Origin of the sequence: Streptomyces chlorus, from assembly GCF_042655885.1 — a bacterium.
GTDB lineage: Bacteria > Actinomycetota > Actinomycetes > Streptomycetales > Streptomycetaceae > Streptomyces > Streptomyces chlorus.
Window position 1 is genome coordinate 196,248 of sequence record NZ_JBHSOA010000009.1, and the last position, 15,969, is coordinate 212,216.

Consider the following 15,969-nt stretch of genomic DNA (forward strand, 5'->3'; position numbering starts at 1 on the left):
ACGGTTGTCACCAGCGGCCATTGCCGTCCCGAGCGGTTCTCGCGACCGGGAACCACTCACGGCCGGCGCAGCCGCGCCGCCCCCTTCAACGTCCGCGACGCCAGCGAGGCGAGACGCGGCCGGGCGACGACGAAGCCGTGCGCGCGGCGCGCGGGCTCGCGGCGCAGCAGCTGAAGCGTGGCGCCCAGGCCCGGACGCGTCGCCTCCCCTTCGTAGACGGCACGTTCGCCCGTCTTCAGCGAATCCTTGTACTCGGCCGGGCCGCGGCCCATGTCGAGCAGGCCGATGCCCTCGCCGGCCGCCGCCTCGGCCATCCGCAGATGCAGCACGAGCCCCGGCGAGAACTTCGCGAACTCCGGTTCGTACGCCGGGAACCAGCAGGCCAGCACCGAGGCCGAACGCAGGCCGAAGTGGGCGGCCACGGGACGGTCCCCGGCGTACAGGACGGACAGCGTGCCCGTGCACTCCGGAGCCCGGGTCCCGGCCAGGCGGCCCACGAGCAGGGTGATCCACTCCTGCGCGAACCGGTCGCGGCGCCCGGTCCTGCGGTACTGCGCCGACTTCCACCCGATGAGCGCGCGGAGCGCGGCCGGGTCGCGTTCGTCGAACACGAACCGCACAGGTCCGGCCTGGCGGCCGAGCCGGCGCTCCTTGGCCAGGGTGGTCTTCAGGAACTTCGGAGACTGGGCGCGCAGTACGGACTCGTAGGTCTCGTAGCCCTTCTCCACGTCGATGACGAAGGTGGCGTGCTCCTTGGCCGCGTGCGGGACGAACAGGGCTTGGTCCGCCTCCAGGTTGTCGAAGGCGAAGCTCGACACCGAGCAGGCGTGCAGCAGTTCACCGGTCTCCAGCGCGAGACCCGGACTCAGGACGGCGCCCTGGCAGTCCGAGACGCCGAGCCCGATCGCCCGGCCCTGCCCCAACGCGCCCCGCTCGTACGGCAGGAAGCCGGCCGGCTCGGTGGACGCCCCCTCGTACAGCACCGCGACCCGGGCCCGCGGCCGCACCCTGGACACGGCGGTGGCGAACTCCGGTTCCATGAAAGGGCTGCGCGGTGCCTCCGTCGCGGCGCGCAGCTCACGCCACCGTTCCCGCTCTCCCTCGCCGAGCTCCTCGAGCCTCAGCACACGCGTGCGTCCACTGCTCACCTGACCCCCCGATCAAGTCCCCCCTGGACACTTGTGAAGGTACCGCCCAAGACCACGAGGGCGGTAGGTAGCGGAGCATGTTGTTGCCAAGTGGTGCAGAGGCCGCGGACGGCACCCCGGGCGTGGTGCCCCGGGCGGAGCGAGCCGGGTGAGGTGAGCCGGGCGGAGCGGGACGGGCGGGGTGAGTTCGGGCGCGGTGAGTCGGGCGGGCGCGGTGTCCGTATTCTCTGATCATGGCCGCACCCACCGATTGCTCGCTCATCGCCACCGACCTGGACGGGACGCTGCTGCGCGGCGACGACACCCTCTCCGACCGCTCCCTCGCCGCACTGGCGCTGGCGGCGCGGGCCGGTGTCCGGCATCTCGTGGTGACGGGGCGCCCGGCGCCCGGAGTGCGGCCGCTCCTGGACGACCTGGGGGCCACCGGGCTCGCGGTGTGCGGACAGGGCGCGCAGGTGTACGACGCCGGCACGGACCGGATGCTGTGGTCGGTCACCCTGGACCGGGAACTGGCGGAGACCGCGCTCGGCAAGATCGAGGCCGAGGTCGGGGAGCTGTATGCCGCGGTCGACCAGGACGGGGTGGACGGGCTCACCCTGATCGAGCCGGGCTATCTGATGCCGCACCCGACGCTGCCCGCCGTGCGGGTCGAACGGCGGGACGATCTGTGGGTCCGGCCGATCAGCAAGGTGCTGCTGCGCCATCCCCACCTGACCGACGACGAATTGGCGGCGACGGCCCGTTCGGCGGTCGGCTCGCTGGCCACGGTCACCATGTCGGGTCCGGGCACCGTGGAACTCCAGCCGCGCGGTGTCACCAAGGCGACCGGTCTCGCGCTGGCCGCCGAGCACCTGGGGCTGGAACCCGAGCGGACCATCGCCTTCGGCGACATGCCCAACGACATCCCGATGTTCGACTGGGCGGCCCACGGGGTCGCCATGGCCAACGCGCACCCCGAACTCACGGCGGTGGCCGACGAGGTCACCACGTCGAACGAGGACGACGGCGTGGCCGTCGTCCTCGAGCGGTTGTTCGGCGGAGCGGAGGCGTACGTGCCCCCACACGTGCTGCCTCGCCCCAGGTCCGGGAGGGTGTCCCGGTAGGCCGCGGTGCCGCCGGTGTCCCGGCGTCCCGATGGGCCCGGGTGTCTCAGTAGGCGCCGAAGACGTTGTCGATGGAGCCGTAGCGGTCCGCCGCGTAGTTGCAGGCCGCCGCGATGTTCGCGACCGGGTCGAACGGGTCGAAGGCCGTGCCGGGCACGTGGTACGCCTGGAAGGTCGGGTCGATGACCTGGAGCAGGCCCTTCGACGGGGTGCCGGCCACGGCGTTGGAGTCCCACAGGTTGATGGCCTGCGGGTTGCCGGACGACTCGCGCAGGATGTTGCGGTGGATGGAGTCGTAGCTGCCGGGGATGCCGTGCTGCGCCATGACGGACAGCGACTCGCGGATCCAGCCGTCGAGGTTGTCCGGGTACGCGGTCACGGTGCCGGCGGCGGGGGCGGACGTCGCGGCAGCGGCGGGCGCGGCGGAGGCGGCGGTGGCGCCGAACAGCGGGAGGGCGACCGCCGCGACGCCGGCGACGGCGAAGGAGCGGACGAGGCGGGAGCGGCCGAAGCGGCGGGGCGGACCGGATGCGGGCATGTCTGTGTTCCTCTCCTACGCCTGCGAGGTGAGCTGTCGGGTTCGGGCGGGAGAGTGCCCGGCCGTGCCCCTGCGGGCATGGCTTCACCCCGAGCCGTTCCGGGTGCGAACCGGTCCGGCGGCTTACCTGGGTCCCCCGCTCCTGCCGTGCGTGAGTGAGTTCATTGATGGGTGGCGCGGGCGGTGGCAGGATTCGGCGTCCGCCCGACAGGCCGGGAACGTATGCGAGTGCACTTGTCGGGAACAAGTGCGACCGTCACAGATCATGCTGCTTGATCTTGCATTGGGGTGTTTGGGGCGCTTGCCCCTTTGCGGTTGCCAAGGGTCAACTCGCTCTCGGGGCAAGGGGAATCGCCGGTGTGTGCGAGGGGTGGGCGTGCCGGGGTGCGCGTGACGTACTTCACTGGCCGTATCGCGTGGGCATATTTGCCACCAGAGGGGATTTACTTGGCAATTACGGCAAATCGGTCGCCTGGGCAGGCAGGATGGTCTGCGTGCCGGATCGCGTGCCGGATCCCGGTTCGGGATGCGGTTCGGGGCGCGGCCCGGACGGCGGCCCGGACGGCGGTCTGGGCTGGGGTCGGATCGTGGTTCGGGTGCGTCCCGAGGGTGGGCTGTCGTGCCTGAAAGGCGAGGAATATTCTTTATTGCCAACTGATCAGAAACGATCGGATTGTGATCCGATATAGGAGGGTGCCGTGAGACGCGGTGCACGCGTGCGCAGGTGAGTCTGGGGAATGTGGGTGCTGGCGGTGATCGAAACATGACCGGATACGCTGACTCGAGTGATGTCAGCGACCTATCGACAAACTTTGCAAGACGTCTAAGAGCCAGTGGACACCAGCAGACAGGAGACCCCTCGTGACCGTCGTCGGGCCGTTCGGGCTGAGCGTGCGGGACCAGGCTCTGGAGGCCGATGTCCAGGCCGGAATGACGGCTGTCGAAGAAGGGCTGCTCGAGGCCACGAAGAGTGAGGTCCCCTTCATCACCGAGGCCGCCCAGCACCTGGTGCGGGCCGGTGGCAAGCGGTTCCGGCCCCTGCTCGTGATGCTCGCCGCCCAGTTCGGCGACCCCTACACTCCCGGCGTCGTGCCGTCAGCCGTGGTCGTGGAGCTGACCCACCTGGCCACGCTGTACCACGACGACGTGATGGACGACGCCGCCGTACGGCGCGGGGTGCCCAGCGCCAACACCCGCTGGGGCAACTCCGTCGCGGTCCTCACCGGCGACTTCCTGTTCGCGCGCGCGTCGCACATCCTGGCCGATCTCGGACCGGAGGCCGTACGGGTGCAGGCCGAGGCGTTCGAGCGGCTGGTCACCGGTCAGATCCTGGAGACCGCGGGGCCGCAGGACGGCCGGGACCCGGTCGACCACTACCTGGACGTCCTCGGCGGCAAGACCGGCTCGCTGGTCGCCGTCGCCTGCCGGTTCGGCGCCATGATGTCCGGCGCGGACGACACGGTCGTGGACGTGCTGACCCAGTACGGCGAGCGACTCGGGGTGGCCTTCCAGCTCGCCGACGACGTCCTGGACATCGCCTCCGACTCCCACGAGTCCGGCAAGACCCCTGGCACCGACCTGCGTGAGGGCATCCCGACGCTGCCCGTGCTGCGGCTGCGCGAGCGGGCGGCCCGGCTGGGGCTGGCCGAGGACATCGCCCTGTGCGAGTTGCTCGACTCCGACCTCAGCGACAACGCCCGGCACGCCGAGGCGCTGCGGCTGCTGCGCGCCCACCCCGCGCTGGAGCAGGCCCGCCGGGACACCGTGCGCTATGCGCAAGAGGCGCGCTCGGCGCTGGCTCCGTTGCCGGAGTGCGAGTCGAGGACGGCCCTGGTCGAGCTGTGCGACGCGGTGGTGCACCGGGCCGGCTGACCCGCCTCCCGTCCCACGCCGCCGCCCGCCGCCCGTGGCCCTCCGCCTGCCGCCCCTTCGGCGTTCGCCCGGACCCTCACCGGCCCTCACCGGCCCTCACCGGCCCTCACCGGCCCTCACGGCAGCGCCCTCCGACCCCTACTGGTCGGGGGGCAAAACAGCGCCTCGTGTCATACCGCAGCAGTACACGGAGTTGCGTCCGGGGTCTGACGCATCTGCCCGCCGGGTTTGGTCAGATGGAACACGACGGACATCACCACTCCTCACCGATTCGGGTGAGAATGGCGGCTCAGGGTGTGACTGGTGCGAGCGACACGAGACGCAGGCCGCCGCCGACCACGGAGGTAGGGCACACATGGCACCGTACGAATCCGACGACACGACGACCGCTCGTGAGGCCGGCGAGCCGGGCGCGGGCCGGAGAAGGGCGACGCGGTACATCGTCCCGGTCACGGTGATGGGAGTGGCGGCCGCGACCATCGGGCTCGTCCCCGCGATCGCCGACTCCGGCGACCCGGACCTGCCGAAGATCACCGCCGCGCAGCTGATCGAGAAGATCGCCCAGTCGGATGTCGAGCAGCTGTCCGGCACCGTGAAGATCACCACTGACCTCGGGCTGCCGGACCTCGGCGGCCTGGAGAGCAGCCTGGCCTCCGGCGCCATGGGCCGGGGGGAGGGCGGCGGTTCCTCCGCCGACCCGACGGCCAAGCTCACCGAGCTGGCCTCCGGCACGCACACCCTGCGCATCGCGGCCGACGGCCCCGACCGGCAGAAGGTGTCGCTGCTCGGGAACGCCTCCGAGTACAGCCTGATCCACAACGGCAAGGACGTCTGGGGCTACGACAGCGAGTCCAACGAGGTCTTCCACAGCACCACCGAGGAGTCCGCCGGGGACAAGGACCGGGAGCACCAGCCTCCGGCCACGCCGAAGGACTTCGCCGAGGAGGCGCTGAAGTCGGTCGACGACACCACGTCCGTCACCGTCGACGGCACCGCGCAGGTGGCCGGCCGGGACGCGTACAAGCTGGTCGTCAAGCCCAAGCAGTCCGGCTCCACGGTCGGCGCCATCAGCATCGCGGTGGATCACAGGACCGGTACGCCGCTGAAGTTCACGCTGACCCCGGCGAGCGGCGGTGCCGCCGTCGTGGACGTCGGCTTCACCAAGGTCAGCTTCGACCGGCCGGCCGCGTCGACCTTCGACTTCACCCCGCCCAAGGGCGCCAAGGTGACCGAGGAGGGCGAGCTGGGCAGCGGTGAGAAGGACAGTGGTGAGAAGGGAAGCGGTGAGAAGGGCAGGGAGCACGGGAAGCCGGAGGGCGCCCCGAAGTCCGAGGAGGACCTGGCCAAGGGCCTCGACGGGCTGAAGGTGCTCGGCGAGGGCTGGAACTCCGTCGCCACCTTCGACACCGGCGGCGAGGGCGGTCTGCCGACCGGCTCCGGAGGCGGTGACCTCGACGGCTTCCTCGGCTCGCTCGGCGACCAGGTGAAGGGCGAGTTCGGCACGGGCACCGTGTTCAGTACCCGCCTGGTCAACGCCCTGTTCACCGAGGACGGCAAGGTCTACGTGGGCACCGTCACCAAGGACGCGTTGGTGAAGGCGGCCAACGAGGGGAAGTAACCCGGGGAAGTAACCCGGGGAAGTGACGAGGCGAAGTATCGGGGGGGAGCAGGGGAAGCGACGGGCGCCACGGGGGAACGGCGCCACGGGGAACAGCACGACAGGGAACGAGGGAGCTGATGGGCGAGGCGTCCGCCACGCGGAGCACGGGTGACGGCGTCATCGTCACCCGCGCGCTCACCAAGCGCTACCGCGGCGGACAGTTCGCCGTCGACGGTCTCGATCTGACCGTCCCGACGGGCAGCGTCTTCGGCTTCCTCGGTCCCAACGGCTCCGGCAAGACCACCACCATCCGCATGCTGATGGGCCTGATCGAGCCCACCTCGGGCACGGCGCACGTCCTGGGTCGGCCCATGCCGCGCTCCGCGCGCGCCGTGCTCCCGCGGGTGGGCGCCCTCATCGAGGGCCCCGCCCTGTACGGCTTCCTCTCCGGCCGCGACAACCTCCTGCGCTACGACGCCGCCGACCCGACCGCCGATCCGCGCACCCGGCACGCACGCGTCGCCGCCGCCCTGGACCGGGTGGGCCTCACGGCCGCCGCGGGCAAGAAGGCGAAGGCGTACTCCCTCGGCATGAAGCAGCGCCTCGGGCTGGGAGCGGCCCTGCTCCAGCCCCGTCGACTGCTCGTCCTGGACGAGCCGACCAACGGACTCGACCCGCAGGGCATGCGGGAGATCCGCGCCCTGGTACGGGAGTTGGCGTCGGACGGCACGACCGTCTTCCTCTCCTCGCACCTGCTCGACGAGATCGAGCAGGTGTGCACGCATGCCGCCGTGATGGCGCGCGGCCGGCTGCTCACCCAAGGACCCGTCGCCGACCTGGCCGCGGGCAGCCGAGGCCGGCTGGTGGTGACCACACCGGACCCGGCGGACGCGGCGCGGGTGCTGAAGGAGAAGGGGATCGGCGATGTCGTGGTCACCGACGACCGGGTGACCGGTGAGGTGCCCGAGCGCGACCTCGCCGAGGTGAACGCCGCGCTGGTGACGGGCGGCGTCCGGGTGCGCGGCTTCGGGGTCGAACGGGCCTCGCTGGAGGACGCGTTCGTGGCGCTGACCGGGGAGGGTTTCGATGTCGCGGGCTGAGAGTGTCCGGGAGCCGGAGGGGGCAGCGGGGCCGGAACCACGGGGAGTTCCGGGTGAACCGGACAGGCCGGGGACGCGGACCGTGCGCGCCCTCGGGGCCTTCGGTCTGTTCCGCAGCGAACTACTGACCACCTTCCGGCGCTGGCGCACCCTCGCCCTGCTCGGGGTCCTGGCCGCCGTGCCGGTCCTGGTCGGGATCGCCGTGAAGATCGAGACCGGTGACGGTTCCGCGGCCGGCGGCGGGGGAGGGGGCGGCGCGGGGCCGGCCTTCATCTCGCAGATCACCAACAACGGCCTGTTCCTGGTCTTCACCGCGCTGGCGGCCACGCTGCCGTTCTTCCTGCCCATGGCGATCGGTGTGGTCGCGGGCGACTCCCTCGCCGGCGAGGCGAACGCCGGCACCCTCCGCTACCTCCTCGTCGCCCCCGCCGGCCGTACCCGGCTGCTGCTCACCAAATACGCCACCGTCATCGCCTTCTGCCTGGCCGCCACTCTCGTGGTGGCCCTCTCCGCCCTGGCCGTGGGGGCGCTCCTGTTCCCGCTCGGCGACCTCACGACCATCTCCGGCACCCGGATCGGCTTCGCGGAGGGACTGGGCAGAGCCCTGCTGATCGCCCTGGTCGTCGCCGCGTCGCTGATCGGGGTAGCGGCGCTCGGCCTGTTCGTGTCCACGTTGACCAGCAGCGGCATCGCGGCGATGGCGACGACGGTGGGGCTGCTGATCACCGTCCAGATCCTCGACCAGATCCCGCAGCTCGACGCCCTCCACCCGTACTTCTTCTCCCACTACTGGCTGTCCTTCGCCGACCTGATGCGCGAACCGGTCTACTGGGACGACCTGACGAAGAACCTCGGCCTCCAGGCCCTGTACGCGCTGGTGTTCGGCTCGGCGGCCTGGGCGAGATTCACGACGAAGGACATCACCGCGTAGACCCGGCTTCGTAGGGGAAGCGGGCGAGCGGGGCGGGGGCGTCCGGTGCGAAGAACGTCTTCGCGCGGGCGAGGGCTTCGGTGTCCTTCAGTACGTCACCGGGCTTGCTGCCGTTGCCGAGGAGCACCCCGCCGAAGCACATGCCCAGGTACGCGGCGGAGTGGTGGAGCGTGCCGATCAGCGGATCGGCGACCACCGGTTCGTCGTCCGCGAGCGCTGTGACGCCCCAGAGCGTGCGTCCCGCCATCGTCGCCTTGAAGTCCAGGCCGGGGGTGCGCAGCCAGCCCGACCAGTGGTCCAGGTAGCGCTTGGTCTGGGCGGACACCGAGTACCAGTAGAGCGGCGAGACGATCACCAGGTCCGTCGCCGCGACGGTGGCGTCGAGCAGCAGGGCGACATCGCCCTCCGGGGGGCGGACGTGGCCGCTGTCGTGACGGAGGTCCTCGAAGTCGGGCAGAGGACGCTCGGTGAGGTCGATCCAGTGCTGCTCCGTACCCGCGGGCAGCTGTTCGGCGGCCCGGCGGGCCAGCAGCGCGGAGTTGCCGTCGCGTCGGGTGCTTCCCAGAACGAAGAGGAAACGGCGTGTCATGGTCATCCCCCAGATGATCGGCGTACGCCAATTACAGGCACGTGCATCATATGTACATGCAAGTAAATGTCCAAGGGGATTTCAGGGGGCGGCCCCGGCTCCGAAGGACGCCCTTCAGGCCCTCGGCCGCTCGATCCTTCAGCCCTTCCCACCGCTCAGGCCGCTCAGCTTCTCCGCCGCCCCTGCCACGGCGAGCAGCAGCGCCTCCCGCCCGTGCGGTGCCACCAGTTGGAGCCCGGCCGGGCAGCCGTCGATGCCGAACCCGGCCGGGAGGCTCAGCGCCGGGTGCCCGCTCACGTTGAACGCCCAGGTGAGCGCGGTGGAGTAGACATCGCCCGGCCCTTCGTGGCCGTGCGGCGCGGTGGGCGCCGTAGGCGTCAGCAGCAGCTCGGCGCCGGTGAAGAGGCGGGCCAGGCGCCGACCGTTCTCCGCCCGGACGCGGTGGGCGTCGGCGAGTCCGGCGGGGTCCGTGCCGGGGTCGCGCAGGGCCGGCCAGGCCGGGGTCGGGTCCAGGAGCAGTGGCGGCGCCGGCGGCCGTACGAGCCGTACGATTCCGGCGTCGGCGAGCCGGTCGACCGCTGCCCGTGCCAGCGCGACGGGCTCCGGGTCGGGGCCGGCGAAGCCGAGGTCGGGGGACCAGACAGCGGTGCGGGGGAGGAACGGCTGCGCGTCGACGACGGTGGACGGCGGCACGTTGACGGCGGCGGGACGGGGCGCGTCGGCGGTGGTCGGCGGCGAAACCGCCCGCCACCAGGCCGCCGCGTCGGCCGCCGTACGGGCGAGGACTCCGGGTGCCGCGAGGCCCGTGCGGTCGGGCGACGGGAGCAGGCCGTTGGTGACCTTGAGACCGACGACCCCGCACCACGCCGCCGGGATGCGCACCGATCCCGCCCCGTCGCTGCCCGTCGCCAGCGGCACCAGACCGGCCGCCACCGCGACCGCGGCCCCGGCCGAGGAACCGCCCGGCGTACGGTCGGCCCGCCACGGATTGACGGTACGTCCGCGTGCCCCGAGACCCCAGGTCTGCCAGGGGGTGCCGGGCCCGGGTACCGCGGTGGCGCCCACCGCGACACACCCGGCAGCGAGCAGCGGACCCGCTGCCCGCAGCCCGTGCCGCCCCTTCACGGCGACCGGCACCCCGGCCAGCGGCAGCCACGCGCGAGCCCCGGGACCTTCGCCCCCGCTCGGACCGGATGGACGCGGCGGACCCGTCTCGATCAGGGTGTCCACCTCACCCGCCCGCCGCAGCGCCTCCTCGGCCCACACCTCGGTGAACGCGCACAGCACCGGATCGGCCCGCTCGATCCGCTCCAGCGCCTTGGCGACCACATCGACGGCCCGCACCGTCCCCGCGCGCACCGCGGAGGCGATCTCCGCCACTGAGGCGGACGTCCGAGCCCCGGCTCCCTCACTGCTCAGCGCATTGATCCCATCGGTCCCATCAATCCCCACGGCTTCATCAGCCCCATCAGCCCCATCAGCCTCATCAGCCCCAACAGTCCTGCCAGTCCTGCCAGTCCTGCCAGTCCTTACTGGACCCGCCCATCTCCCCCGCGAGAGAAATAAAGATGGGTGGGTGCGGGGGTGGTGCTCCGTACCTGACCTTTCAGCTTGCCGATCCCGTCAGGCGGGCCAGTGGCTCGGTCTCGCGCGGCAGGCGGCCGCTCAGGTTGCCCAGACGCCACTCGGGCACCCACGGCACGCGGTAGACGTCGATCACCGACTCGATGCGCCGGATCCGCTGGGAGAGGGGGCGCGGGAGGCGGCCCGGCGCGTCCGCCACCAGGACCACGGCATCGAGATCGAGGCCGTACGGGACCTCCCCGCGCCGGAACATCTCCACGGCCGGGACGACGGTCTCCAGCCCGGACGCGTGCGTCCGGGCGACGAGCAGCACCGACTGCGGATCGCCTGGTCCGGGCCAGGCGCGGCCGCTGTCGTGACCGCCGTGTACCGCGGCGAGCGTGGAGACCCCGGCGCCGCCATGGGTGCCGACCCAGGAGAAGCGCCGGGCTGCCGCATGGGCGTGGGCGGGCTCCGGCGGGCCCGGTTCCAGCACTCCCACCGGCCCTTGGATCCATATCTCCGGTCCCTGTCGCATGCCTGTACGCATGCCCACTCTCCTGCCTCGCCATCCCGGTCCTCATGCCGGCGGACAGCGGACAGCGGACAGCGGACACGGGGAGAGGAAACGAGGAGAGGACACGAGGAGGGAGCCGGATGCGGGACGGCCGTTGGGACGAGCCTGTGACAACGTGGTGACGTGAGAAGCAGGGCTCAGCGGACAGACTCGTCGGTAGGTTTACGACCCGAATGAGGCAACGATGGCGCGACTCAGCCGCGAGAAGAAGCAGGAACAGCAGCAGGCCGCACACGCGGCGAATCTTGCGGCAGCGCCGATCGACGTCCATGTACCCGTCGCCGTGGGGGGCGACGCGGGCACGCGGAGGGCGTCCGTCGGCGGGGTGCTGGTGATCGCCGGACCCGATGAGGAGGTTCAGCAGGCCGTACTGAACCGGCTCCACCGCATCGCCGTCGCCTCGGGACACGCCGTCCTGGCCACCATCCGCGACGAACGCATCGGCTACGTCGTCCCGCTCCAGGTCGACCCGGACGGCGCCAGCCGCTTCACGGGGGAGCCGGCGCCGATGACACCGGAGCCGAGGCCGGAGTCCGTGTCGGGGCCCGCGTCGCAGTCGGCACAGGCGCCGGGCCGGGACGTAGCCCAGGAGCAGCCGGTGGCCGCGCCGCACGACGACGCCCTGCCCTTCTCCGCAGCCCCGGCTCCGGCGGCCGTCCCGTCACCGCGCCCCGGGCGCGACCGGTCCACCCACGTCCTGCGCCCCGTACCGGACCCGACTTCAGCACCGGCACCGGCGTCACCCCCTGCCCCGGCACCTGACCTCGTACGGGACTCCGCACCCACCTTCCGGCTGCGGCCGATACCCGGGGCGGCGGCGGGAGCGACACCCCTGGGAACGGTCGCGCCGCCGACGGGTGAGTTCGGCCCGCCCCCGTCCATGGATGCGCGGCCGCACCCCGACCCCGAAGCCGACGGCCTCTCCCGGACCCCGCCGGCACCCCCGAAGCCCCCGGCGCTTCCCCTCCCTCCGGTCGACCGGATACCGAGCCCCCTGCCTGCGGCGGCCGGCCCGGCGCCGGAAGCGGTTCGTCCGCGGACATCCGCCCCGCTTCCGGGGGCTGTGTACGGCACCGGCACCGGCACTGACATCAACCCGGATCCCAAGCCGACCCCGCCCCGCGGCTTCGACGCAGTGGCGGAGGCGGTGCTCGGGGACGAGCCGCCGGCCGTCCCGGGCGAGACCCGTCTGGCCGAGCCCATGGGCCGGATCAACGGCGCCATCCGGGCGGGTCGGATCGACACGGCGGCGCGACTGGCCGGGGAGACGGCGACCGAGGCCTCGCAGACTCTGGGGCCCGAGCACCCCGAGGTACTCCGGCTGCGCGAGCTGACCGCGTACATCGCCTACCTCGGCGACGAGCCGCTGCACGCCTTCCGGCTCTCCCTCGAGCTCGCCGGAATCCACCGCCGGGCGGGCGACGCGGAGGCCGCCTACGGCAACGTCCGCAGCGCGGACACCGCCTGGCGTGCGGTGCGCGACCCGCTGCGCGGGCTGGAGCTGGGGCGCGACCTGATCGAGCTGTGGACCGGACTTGCCGCCGAGGACGGTCCGGCCGCCGACGAGATCGAGGAGCTGGAGTCCGCCCGCGCCCGCATGACCCGCCTGACCGACCGTGCCCGCGCCCAGCACGGGTGAACGGGTGAGGCTCACCCGGGCCGTGAAGGCCTCAGTGCACGCAATACTCGTTCCCTTCCGGGTCCGTCATCACCGTCCATGAACCGGACGGCTCCTCCACCCGCCGCAGCACCCTCGCCCCGAGCCGCTCCAGCCGTGCGACCTCCGCCTCGCGGCGCCCCTCACCGGGGTGCAGATCGAGGTGGAGCCGGTTCTTGACCGCCTTCGGCTCCGGCACCCGCTGGAACAGCAGCCGCCGCCCCAGACCCGTGCCGCTCTCCTCCTCGTACGGGTCGTCGGGGTGCCGCACCGCGATCAGGTCCCGGAAGGCGCGGCGGTCGTGGTGCTCGACGGTGAGGTCGGCCGGTACGGCGCCCAGACCGAGCAGTTTCTCAATGAGCGCGCTGTTGTCCTCGACCGTGTACCCGAGGGCGGCGGCCCAGAAGTCGGCCTGCGCGTGCGGGTCGGCCGTGTCGATGACGAGCTTCCAGTGCACGGGGGTGACAGGGGTGGCGGGATCGGTAGGACCGTCGTCGGGAGCGGGTGATGCCGGCGGATGCGTCATGGCGTCATTCAAACGCCCTGAGCTGCTCTACGGCCTGACTTTCGGCGCATCCACCGTGTCCACCGCATCGACCGGAGCCACCGTGTTCACCGCGTTCACCGCGCCGGCCACGACCGCCGGGTTCGCCGCGATCGCCGGATCTGTCACGACCACCGGATCCACCGGACTCGTCGCCATGGCGGCGGAGGTCGTAGCCGTACCGGCCGTGGCGGTAGCCGCTGCCGCCACCTTCGCCCGCTCCCTGGCGAGCGCGCGGGCGGTGCGGCGGGCGGTGCGCAGTGCGTCCCAGGTCAGCAGCATCAGCGCCAGCCACACCAGTGCGAATCCGGCCCAGCGCTCGGGCGGCATGGCCTCCTTGAAGTAGAGGATGCCGAGCAGGAACTGGAACACCGGGGCCAGATACTGGAGCAGCCCCATCGTGGACAGCGGCACACGGATCGCGGCGGCGCCGAAGCAGACCATGGGGAGCGCGGTGACGATCCCGGTGGCGGCGAGCAGCGCCGCGTGTCCCGCGCCCTCGGCGGCGAACGTGGAATCGCCCTGGCTGCTCAGCCACAGCAGATAGCCGAGCGCGGGCAGGAACTGGATGGCCGTCTCGGCGGCCAGCGACTCGATGCCGCCGAGGTTGATCTTCTTCTTCACCAGCCCGTAGACGGCGAAGGAGAAGGCGAGGCAGAGCGAGATCCACGGCGGGCGGCCGTAGCCGACGGTGAGGACGAGCACCGCGGCGAAGCCGACCCCGACCGCCGTCCACTGCACGGGCCGCAGGCGTTCCTTCAGCAGCAGCACGCCGATGGCGATGGTGACCAGCGGGTTGATGAAGTAGCCGAGGGATGCCTCGACGACGTGCCCGGAGTTCACCGACCAGATGTAGACGCCCCAGTTCACGGTGATGACCGCCGCGGCGACCGTGACCAGGGCCAGCCGGCGAGGTTGCCGCAGCAGCTCCCCGAGCCAGGCCCAGCGGCGTATGACGAGCAGGGCGGCGCCCACGAAGAACAGCGACCAGACCATCCGGTGGGCCAGGATCTCCACGGCCCCCGAGGGCTTGAGCAGAGGCCAGAAGAGGGGGACGAGTCCCCACATGCCGTATGCCGCGAAGCCGTTCAGCAGTCCCTTGCGCCGCTCGCCGGCCGACTTCTCGGTCACGGGCCCTCCTTCTCACCTGATGCACCGGACGTGCTCGACGCGCCCGACGCGCCCGACGCGTGCCCTGCGGCGAACGACGCCGACGCTCGACGCCCGCCGGACGACGGTAACGTCGGACGCCCCCGCATGTCATGCTCGTATCGAAATACGGTCATGACATGCGGGGGCGTCCGGGCTGCAGCCCTGCGCGGAGGTCAGTTCTTCAGCGCGGCGGCGATGGCGTCCGCGAGCGGGGTGGCCGGGCGGCCGATCAGGCGGGCCAGGTCGCCGCTGGTGACGACCAGCTCACCCTTCGCGATGGAGGCGTCCACACCGGCGAAGATGGCGGCCACGGGCTCGGGCAGTCCGGCACCGGCCAGGATGCCGGTGAGCTCCTCGACCGTGACCGGCTTGTAGGCGATCTCCTTGCCGGTCTGCCGGCTCAGCTCGGCCGCGTACTCGGCGAGGCTCCACGCCTCGTCGCCGCCCAGCTCGTACGTCTTGTTCTCGTGGCCCTCACCGGTGAGTACGGCGACGGCGGCCGCGGCGTAGTCGGCGCGCGCGGCGGAGGAGATACGGCCCTCACCGGCGGCGGCGACGACCGCGTTGTGCTTCAGCACCGGGGCGAGGTTCTCGGTGTAGACCTCGTGGTACCAGCCGTTGCGCAGCAGGACGTACGGCACGCCGGAGTCCAGCAGAGCCTTCTCGGTGCCGCGGTGGTCGTCGGCGAGCGTGGCGGTCAGCGTTTTGGGGGCGCTGGTGTAGGCGAGCAGGGCGACACCAGCGGCCTTGGCGGCCTCGATGACCCTCCGGTGCTGCTGCACCCGGCCCTTGTCGAACTCGTTGCCCGAGATCAGCAGCACCTTGTCGCCCGCCGCGAACACGCCGTCGAGGCTCTCGGGAACGTTGTAGTCGGCGACCGCGAGCCGGACGCCGCGCTCCGCCAGATCGGCGGCCTTCTCCGGGCTGCGTACGACGGCGGTGACCTGCTCGGCCGGAACCTTCTCCAGCAACTGCTCCACGACGTGGCGGCCGAGGTTTCCGGTGGCGCCGGTGACGACGATGCTCATGCTCAGAACTCCTTGTGGGGTGCGGTGGCATCAACGCTAGGGCTCACACTAACTTTTTGTAAGTACCCACTTTGAAGTAAGGTACCGGTATGGCAGTAAGTGAGGGTGTGTCCCCGTCCGCGTCCCCGGCGCCCGTTCCTGGGCCTCTGCTGAGCGAGCAGGAGGCGATGTGCCCGCACCGCCTGGTCCTGGAGCATGTGACGAGCCGCTGGGGGGTGCTCGTGCTGATCCGGCTCCAGGAGCGGCCCCACCGCTTCAGCGAGCTGCGCCGAGCGATCGGCAGGGTCAGCGAGAAGATGCTCACCCAGACCCTCCAGACGCTGGAGCGCGACGGCCTCGTCCATCGTGACGCCAAACCGGTGATCCCGCCACGTGTCGACTACTCCCTCACCGACTTGGGGCGCGAGGCCGCCGAACAGGTGTGCGCGCTGGCCTTGTGGACCGAGCGGCGCATGGACGGCGTACTGGCCGCCCGCCAGGCGTACGACGAAGCCCGGCGGACGCATGACGAAGCCCGGCGGGCACGCGACGAGGCCCGGACGCTCTGAAGCGTCCGGGCCTCGTGCG

General features: G+C 71.8%; 15 protein-coding genes and 1 riboswitch. Of the genes, 7 read left to right on the forward strand and 8 right to left on the reverse strand.

Translation table 11 applies throughout. The features are described 5' to 3' along the window. Nucleotides 1–56: 56 nt before the first annotated feature. Nucleotides 57–1,127: a GNAT family N-acetyltransferase gene (locus tag ACFPZI_RS05255; RefSeq protein ID WP_381358814.1), complete on the reverse strand. Its 1,071-nt coding sequence runs from the start codon at nucleotides 1,125–1,127 to the stop codon at nucleotides 57–59. Nucleotides 1,128–1,381: 254 nt separating this feature from the next. On the opposite strand from ACFPZI_RS05255, the gene ACFPZI_RS05260 reads away from it, so the two are divergent. Further along, nucleotides 1,382–2,251 (forward strand): HAD family hydrolase, encoded by an 870-nt coding sequence (locus ACFPZI_RS05260; RefSeq protein WP_381358817.1) that lies wholly within the window; start codon nucleotides 1,382–1,384, stop codon nucleotides 2,249–2,251. Nucleotides 2,252–2,297: 46 nt separating this feature from the next. Here the strand turns inward: ACFPZI_RS05260 and ACFPZI_RS05265 are convergent, their stop codons facing one another. After that, the gene (locus ACFPZI_RS05265; protein WP_381358820.1) at nucleotides 2,298–2,789 is read right to left on the reverse strand and encodes a transglycosylase SLT domain-containing protein; all 492 of its coding nucleotides are present in this window, start codon (nucleotides 2,787–2,789) and stop codon (nucleotides 2,298–2,300) included. Nucleotides 2,790–2,792: 3 nt separating this feature from the next. Next, nucleotides 2,793–2,957: riboswitch (cyclic di-AMP (ydaO/yuaA leader) on the reverse strand. 693 nt (nucleotides 2,958–3,650) lie between these two features. Between ACFPZI_RS05265 and ACFPZI_RS05270 the strand changes: the two genes are divergently transcribed. The 4 genes from ACFPZI_RS05270 (at nucleotide 3,651) to ACFPZI_RS05285 (ending at nucleotide 8,292) form a co-directional block, all read left to right on the forward strand. Continuing rightward, nucleotides 3,651–4,661, forward strand: coding sequence for a polyprenyl synthetase family protein (locus tag ACFPZI_RS05270; RefSeq protein WP_381358823.1), 1,011 nt, complete (start codon nucleotides 3,651–3,653; stop codon nucleotides 4,659–4,661). A 355-nt stretch (nucleotides 4,662–5,016) separates the two neighbouring features. Next, nucleotides 5,017–6,279, forward strand: coding sequence for a LolA family protein (locus ACFPZI_RS05275; RefSeq protein ID WP_381358826.1), 1,263 nt, complete (start codon nucleotides 5,017–5,019; stop codon nucleotides 6,277–6,279). A gap of 119 nt (nucleotides 6,280–6,398) precedes the next feature. Continuing rightward, on the forward strand, nucleotides 6,399–7,361 hold the full coding sequence (locus ACFPZI_RS05280) for an ATP-binding cassette domain-containing protein (RefSeq protein ID WP_381358829.1): 963 nt from the start codon (nucleotides 6,399–6,401) through the stop codon (nucleotides 7,359–7,361). Beyond that, nucleotides 7,348–8,292, forward strand: a complete 945-nt coding sequence (locus ACFPZI_RS05285) for an ABC transporter permease (protein ID WP_381358832.1) — start codon at nucleotides 7,348–7,350, stop codon at nucleotides 8,290–8,292. The genes ACFPZI_RS05280 and ACFPZI_RS05285 overlap by 14 nt, the downstream gene beginning before the upstream one ends. Here the strand turns inward: ACFPZI_RS05285 and ACFPZI_RS05290 are convergent. From ACFPZI_RS05290 to ACFPZI_RS05300, 3 genes are all read right to left on the reverse strand, one after another. Next, entirely contained in the window at nucleotides 8,282–8,881 is a 600-nt protein-coding gene (locus ACFPZI_RS05290) for a flavodoxin family protein (protein ID WP_381359506.1), read from the reverse strand. The genes ACFPZI_RS05285 and ACFPZI_RS05290 overlap by 11 nt on opposite strands. A 138-nt stretch (nucleotides 8,882–9,019) precedes the next feature. Next, a complete protein-coding gene (locus ACFPZI_RS05295) occupies nucleotides 9,020–10,261 on the reverse strand; it encodes an amidase family protein (protein WP_381358835.1) in 1,242 nt (413 codons plus the stop codon). A 226-nt stretch (nucleotides 10,262–10,487) separates the two neighbouring features. Continuing rightward, nucleotides 10,488–10,994: a DUF6668 family protein gene (locus tag ACFPZI_RS05300; protein ID WP_381358838.1), complete on the reverse strand. Its 507-nt coding sequence runs from the start codon at nucleotides 10,992–10,994 to the stop codon at nucleotides 10,488–10,490. A 211-nt stretch (nucleotides 10,995–11,205) separates the two neighbouring features. Here ACFPZI_RS05300 and ACFPZI_RS05305 point away from each other — a divergent pair, with 211 nt between their 5' ends. After that, nucleotides 11,206–12,660 (forward strand): tetratricopeptide repeat protein, encoded by a 1,455-nt coding sequence (locus tag ACFPZI_RS05305; protein ID WP_381358840.1) that lies wholly within the window; start codon nucleotides 11,206–11,208, stop codon nucleotides 12,658–12,660. A gap of 31 nt (nucleotides 12,661–12,691) precedes the next feature. Here ACFPZI_RS05305 and ACFPZI_RS05310 read toward each other — a convergent pair whose 3' ends face one another. The 3 genes from ACFPZI_RS05310 to ACFPZI_RS05320 form a co-directional block, all read right to left on the reverse strand. Then, complete coding sequence (locus tag ACFPZI_RS05310; RefSeq protein WP_381358843.1) at nucleotides 12,692–13,204, reverse strand: VOC family protein; 513 nt, start codon at nucleotides 13,202–13,204, stop codon at nucleotides 12,692–12,694. Between the two features lie 27 nt (nucleotides 13,205–13,231). Further along, nucleotides 13,232–14,290, reverse strand: coding sequence for an EamA family transporter RarD (gene rarD, locus ACFPZI_RS05315; RefSeq protein ID WP_381359509.1), 1,059 nt, complete (start codon nucleotides 14,288–14,290; stop codon nucleotides 13,232–13,234). Between the two features lie 257 nt (nucleotides 14,291–14,547). Beyond that, nucleotides 14,548–15,402 carry an SDR family oxidoreductase gene (locus ACFPZI_RS05320; RefSeq protein WP_381358846.1) on the reverse strand — a complete coding sequence of 285 codons (855 nt, stop codon included), beginning with the start codon at nucleotides 15,400–15,402 and terminating at the stop codon, nucleotides 14,548–14,550. 89 nt (nucleotides 15,403–15,491) lie between these two features. Between ACFPZI_RS05320 and ACFPZI_RS05325 the strand changes: the two genes are divergently transcribed. Beyond that, nucleotides 15,492–15,950 carry a winged helix-turn-helix transcriptional regulator gene (locus ACFPZI_RS05325; RefSeq protein WP_381358849.1) on the forward strand — a complete coding sequence of 153 codons (459 nt, stop codon included), beginning with the start codon at nucleotides 15,492–15,494 and terminating at the stop codon, nucleotides 15,948–15,950. Nucleotides 15,951–15,969 lie beyond the last annotated feature (19 nt).